The 6278-nt window shown below is 34.5% G+C and carries 6 protein-coding genes and 1 riboswitch; all 6 genes read right to left on the reverse strand.

From position 1 onward, the window contains the following. Positions 1-575: 575 nt before the first annotated feature. The gene (locus AC1DJR_RS14020; protein WP_477002839.1) at positions 576-2108 is read right to left on the reverse strand and encodes an ABC-F family ATP-binding cassette domain-containing protein; all 1533 of its coding nucleotides are present in this window, start codon (positions 2106-2108) and stop codon (positions 576-578) included. Positions 2109-2553: 445 nt separating this feature from the next. Further along, entirely contained in the window at positions 2554-3303 is a 750-nt protein-coding gene (locus AC1DJR_RS14025) for an ABC transporter ATP-binding protein (protein ID WP_477002840.1), read from the reverse strand. Next, positions 3300-4298: an ABC transporter substrate-binding protein gene (locus tag AC1DJR_RS14030; protein ID WP_002124979.1), complete on the reverse strand. Its 999-nt coding sequence runs from the start codon at positions 4296-4298 to the stop codon at positions 3300-3302. Before AC1DJR_RS14030 ends, AC1DJR_RS14025 begins: the two co-directional genes overlap by 4 nt. Next, positions 4295-5068: an ABC transporter permease gene (locus AC1DJR_RS14035; protein WP_002091231.1), complete on the reverse strand. Its 774-nt coding sequence runs from the start codon at positions 5066-5068 to the stop codon at positions 4295-4297. The genes AC1DJR_RS14030 and AC1DJR_RS14035 overlap by 4 nt, the downstream gene beginning before the upstream one ends. After that, complete coding sequence (locus AC1DJR_RS14040) at positions 5040-5360, reverse strand: MTH1187 family thiamine-binding protein (RefSeq protein ID WP_429691783.1); 321 nt, start codon at positions 5358-5360, stop codon at positions 5040-5042. The genes AC1DJR_RS14035 and AC1DJR_RS14040 overlap by 29 nt, the downstream gene beginning before the upstream one ends. Before the next feature lie 101 nt (positions 5361-5461). Further along, positions 5462-5563: riboswitch (TPP riboswitch) on the reverse strand. A 61-nt stretch (positions 5564-5624) separates the two neighbouring features. Further along, positions 5625-6278: methyl-accepting chemotaxis protein (locus tag AC1DJR_RS14045; RefSeq protein ID WP_477002841.1), on the reverse strand; the 654-nt coding region annotated here is incomplete at its 5' end.

Consider the following 6278-nt stretch of genomic DNA (forward strand, 5'->3'; position numbering starts at 1 on the left):
GGATGGAATGGTGAAATTCCTCCTGGTGGATCAGTTACAATCGGAGGGGCAGGAACAGGCAATCCCGCCGAACTTGTAAATGCATCCATTAACGAAAACTAAACGTAACCTCCATTAATTATTTCACTAAAGTTTGAATTTAGGTTTGAGTGCTCTATCCTAAATTCAAACTTTTAATTTTATGAAAAATCACAATTTATATTATAATAACCTATTATAATTATATTTAGTTTCTAATATGAAGTTCGCGTGAAGTTCATCTGAATTTTACATGAATTTCCTTTAAGTTCTATTGTCTTCCCATACTAATCACATTATCCTTTACATATAGGAATCATTTCCATTCCATTTCAAACTATCTATATATATAAAAAAAGATAGTAGCCTATTAGGGAAAGGCATCTAGTATTATTATAAATATAACCAAAGAAAAAGAACTCTTATGGTGCGCTTATAAGCGCACCATAAGAGTTCTTTTTCWTAMAATTCTCAYKTRAGAGTTCTYGAAAATCATGTTAMTCACAAAGAAAAGGCATTAGCTCATAAAAGCTAATGCCTTTTCTTTGTGATTATTGTTAAACGTTCCATTTTTCGATATTCCATATTTTCGTTATCCATGCTTCATAGAAAGAGGGCTCATGTGAAACAATTAAAACTGTACCTTTATATTGTTTTAACGCTTCCTGTAAATCCGTCTTAGTCTCTGTATCCAAATGGTTAGTTGGTTCATCTAAAATTAAAACATTGCTTTTAGTTACGATAAGTTCGCATAATCGTACTTTTGTTTGTTCTCCTCCACTTAATAACTGGATAGGTTTTAATACATGTTCTTCTTTCAATCCGCACTTTGCTAATGCTTGTCGGATTTCTTTTCTTGTCATATCTGGTCTCCCTGCCCATACTCTTTCTAGTGCAGTTATTTCTGAGGAAAATTCCTCTTGYGCAAAATAAGCGGGTTTTACTCGTTCCCCAACAGARACTGAGCCGCCTAACGGTTTTATTTGTCCTAGTAATGTTTTTAACATTGTTGTTTTTCCAATCCCATTATGACCAATAATCGCAATCTTTTCCCCTTTTTTCACTTGAAAATCCAATTCTGGAAATAACGGTTCACCATAACCAATTTTCAGTTTCTCTACCTGTAATATACGACTCACTGGCTCAGTATAAACATTAAAATCAAAACGGGCGCGAGGTACATCGTTAACCTTTTCAACCTTTTTCATTTTCTCTAATAYTTTTTCACGACTTTTCGCTTGTTTCGCTTTACGAATTTTATTTTTTTGAATAAAACCCTCTAAATGTGCAATTTCTTTTTGTTGTTTCGCATACGCCACTTGTAATTGTTTCCTTTGTAATTGATAACTTTGCAAAAAGGTTTCATAATCTCCCGCATAGCGCTTAACCTTTCGTTCTTCTAGATGATAAATAACATTCGTAATATTGTTCAAAAATATTTCATCATGCGAAATGATAATATAAGCTTTTTCATACATTTGTAAATATGATTGCAACCATTCTATATGTGCTGTATCTAAATAGTTAGTTGGCTCATCTAATAATAAAACATCCGCTTTTTCTAAAAGGAGTTTCCCAAGTAACAACTTTGTCCGCTGACCACCACTTAACTTTGAAACATCCTTTTCCAATCCTATTTCAAACAAGCCTAAGCCTGTTGCTACTTCCTCAATTTCTGTATGAATTTGATAAAAATTAGAATTCTCCAATATAGTTTGTAACTCTCCATACCTTACTAACAATTTCGCTACTTCTCCTGCTCCAGCCATCTCTTCTGTAAGTTTTAACATGTCACGTTCCAACTCATACAGGTTAGAAAACGCACTTTGCAAGTATTCTTCAATTGTTATGCCTTCTTGTAAATCTATATGCTGTTGCAAAAAGCCAATCTTCACATGTGGAAACCATTCAATGTTTCCATCATCATGTATAAGTTCTCCTGTTAACAAGCGTAATAATGTGGATTTTCCAATTCCATTTTTCCCTACTAGCCCAACATGTTCGCCCTTTAATAATCGAAAGCACGCATTATATAAAATGGTTTTCTCACCATATGAATGACTTACATTTTCTACTGTTAATATACTCATCTTTTTTCTCTCCTTTTCTTATGATCCATAAGCTAAATAGAGAGAACAACAGTATAAAGCCTTATTTAGTTATACATATAAAAATGGGTAAGGTGAATACACCTTACCCATTACATATTATCGTAAGAAAGGATTAAGGTTCTTTACCTGCTGTCTTCAATTTAGCTTMWTYKTTAAAAATGGGCAGACTTCTCCCGTATCAAGCTAAAACCATTTGAAGAACAGTTGATAAAGTCATTTTATCCTTTCACTCCTTTAACATTTGTTATATTAAGAGTATAAACCACTCTGTTATATTCTATTCTCTACTTTTTCTTTTGTTCCTTCTTCCAATTTATCCGATGTTAATGAACCCACTATTTCCCCTATAGATTTCATCTTTCTCCTTCAATAGAAAAAAGCCTCTTAACAGCAATTATACAAAAAACTGTTAAAAGACTTTTTTCTATTTTTTCATGTAAGGAGCCAATACTCTTAAAATTTCTTCCTTATCCTTCTTTAACTCAAGAGATGTTAACATATCCATCGTTYGCGGCCTAGGTAATTCCACTTGGACCTCGCCAACTATTGATGCTGGTCTTTGAGATAAAATAAATACGCGATCAGAAAGTAAAATTGCCTCATCTAAGTCATGTGTAACCATAACAATTGTTTGCTTTTCTTGATGCCAAGAATTTAAAAGCCAACTGTGTACTTCCATTTTTGTAAATGCATCTAATTTTCCAAAAGGCTCATCCAGCAGCATAATTGGCTTTTCACATAAATACGTACGAAGGAAACTAATTCTTTGACGCATTCCACCTGATAACTCATCTGGATAATGATCTGCGTATTCATCTAGCTCAAATTGCTTTAATGCTTCCATTCCTTCTGTCAGCCTTTGTTTTTTAGGCTTCCCTTCGATTTCCAATGGAAGAACGATATTTTGCAAAGCCGATCGCCACGGTAGTAATAAATCTTGTTGCGGCATATAACTAACAACATCTTGTTTTTTTACATACTCCTCGTTATAAAACACTTCTCCGCTCGTTGGCTCTTCAACACTTGCAATCATATTTAATAATGTACTTTTTCCACAACCACTCGGACCTACAAAAGAGACAAACTCTCCCTCTTGTATAGACGCACTAATATTTGCTAATACATTCTTTCCATCGAAAGCTTTTACAATATCTTTTATTTGTAATCCACTCATTTTTCACTTGGAAGGAATTCATTTGTAAAGGCATCTTTTACATCGATTTTCTTTTTAATGACTTTGTTGTCATATAAGAAATTCATGTAATTTGTCCAAATCTCTTCCTTCTGTACTCCCCACGCTTTTGCATCATCTTGATACTTTGTACTTAACCACTTTTGGCTTTCTTGTACTAATTCTTTATTCACATCTGGAACAGCTTTAATTAAAATATCCGCAGCTTCTTTCGGTTCTTTAATTGCAAAATCATAACCTTCTGTCGTTGCCGTCATAAATTTTTTCACAAAATCTTTATCTTGCTTCGTATGTTTTTCACTTGTAATAATAACAGGACTATAGAAATCAAGCGCTGGATCTAAGTCTTTTACCATAATTGTATTTAACTCTTTTCCTTGACGCTTCGCTTCAATTCCATCCCATCCATAATAAATCCATTCAAAGTCTGCATCACGACCGATTGATTTAAAGAAATCTGTTTGTCCAAGAATAATTTTTTCAACTTTATTAAAATCAGCTTGATGTTTCTCCATAATCGTCTTTAACGTCGCTTCTTCTGCTGGTCCCCCCCAGCCGCCATAACGTTTACCTTCAAAATCTTTCGGTGACGTCATATTATCTTTTTTTAGAGATGCAAAAGCAGAGGTATTATGCTGAATAATTGCACCAACAGAAACAACTGGGATTCCTTCAACACGAGCTAATGTTACATTTTCTTGTGCGCTTATCGCAAAGTCTGCTTTCCCAGAAGCAATCATCTGCTCTGCCGTTACATTATCACCAGGCTGGATAATTTCTACATCAAGCCCTTGCTTTTTGTAATAATCTTTCGTTTGCGCTACATATAAGCCAGTATGATTCGTATTTGGAAACCAATCTAAAACGACTTTTACTTTTTTATCTTTACTTGAACTTTCTTCTTTCTTCGCCGGATTACATCCGGCAACAGTTACTGCTAATAATGCAGCTAACATAATTTTTAAACCTTTTTTCATTTTCTGCCGCCCTTTCTGTATATCCATGGTGCTGTTATTCTTGCCATAAATTCAACAATAAAGTACAGACATAATGTCACCATGACGATAATCGCTGCAACACCAAATACTCGAGCCGTTAAAAAGGATTTTGTTGCTCTTGTAAGCATAACTCCTAATCCTTCACTGGCACCAAGCCATTCCCCAATAATCGCCCCCATCACACTATATGTAACAGCAATTTTTAAACCTGAGAAAAAGTATGGGAGTACTGCTGGAAACTTTACTTTCTGGTAAACTTGCCATTTCGTTGCCTTCATTGTTTGTAACAGTTTCAGCATATTTTTATCTACCGTTTGGAAACCTTCTAAAATGCTAAGCGCAATTGGGAAGAAACAAACAAGAATAACAACCATTACTTTTGGCAACATTCCGTATCCAAACCAAATAATAAATAATGGTGCGAGCACAACGATTGGAATTGTTTGCGAAATAACGAGCAATGGATTCATTAAAATCCGAAATAAAGGGATGACATCCATAATGATAGCAATACTCGTCCCAAGTAAAATTGCAAAAAACAACCCAATTATTACTTCCTGTAACGTTTGCACTGTATTCGGTAATAGTAAATCTTTCATTCCAATTAACTCTTGCACAATTGCAGACGGCTTCGGTAAAATCCACGGCTCAATTTTAAATAATGAAACAGATCCTTCCCATATAGCAATGAGAAGGATAAGCCAAATTGTTGTGATTATTTTAGATCGCTTCTGGTTTTGCATATTCATCACGGTACTTCCAAACTTTTTCGTCAATCGTTACGCCTGTACTTGGACGATAGTGAATTTTAATAGAAGTAATTACTTCTTCTGCTCCAGCATCGACGCAAGCTTGTTGCGCGCGTTTAATGACGTCAAGAAGTACATCTAATTCTCCCTCCAACGTTGTTTCCATTGCCCCTACTTCATAACGAACTCCCGACTGTTGTACAATTTCAATTGCTTTATCAACAACGGAATACACATCTTTGTTCTTCGCTTGTGGTACTACTGAAAATGAAATTGTAACTTGTTGTGACATAATAAAATCCCCCTTACAAAATATGGTTTCAAAAAAAGAAAAGGCTTTCCTACCATGTAGGAAAGCCTTGTATACAAGTTATTCTATAATAACTTATGCTACATCACTTTAAAGTAACTCCCTACGCTGGCATTATCCAGATCAGGTTGAGGGTCGATGTATACTTACATCCTCTCAGCCAATTGGCTCCCCGGTTCTTAATTCGTTTTCATTGTAGCATGATTTATTTTATTGAACAAACAAAAGCATGTATAATCATTTCATTTAACTTTTAAATTCCCCAATTAACTCTTGTAACTCCTGTGAAAGCCAACTTAAAGAACTAGCTAATTCAGCAATATCTTGTACAGACATTTCCTGTTCTTTCATACTCTCTTCAATATTACTACTACTATTCGCATACGTATTTGCGATATGTGATAGTTCATTTACAACACGAACAATATTTTGGCTATTTTGCAAAATATCACTTGAATTGCTAGAAACAGCTCTAACTTGATTTGTAACAGATTGTGCTGATTTTGAAATTTTTTCAAAGAAAGCACCACTACTTTCAACAAGTTTAATTCCAGATTCTACTTCTTTTGAAGCTTTTTGCATTGAAACAACAGCTTCTTCCGTTTCAGCTTGTGTTTCCCCGATTAATTTTGCTATATCTTTTGCTGATGCTTCCGTCTGCTCTGCTAATTTACGCACTTCATCAGCAACAACGGCAAATCCCCTTCCGGTTTCCTCAGCACGTGAAGCTTCAATAGAAGCATTTAAAGCTAGCGAATTAGTTTGATTTGRAATACCTGTAATTACTGTTACAATATCACTAATTTCTTTTGATCTTGTTTCCAAAGAATAAATAATAGAAGATAAATCTTGTACTGCATTTTGTATTATGTTCATTTGATTAATCGYCTGTTCAATAAC

The sequence above is a fragment of the Bacillus sp. 05T31 genome (assembly GCF_056396725.1).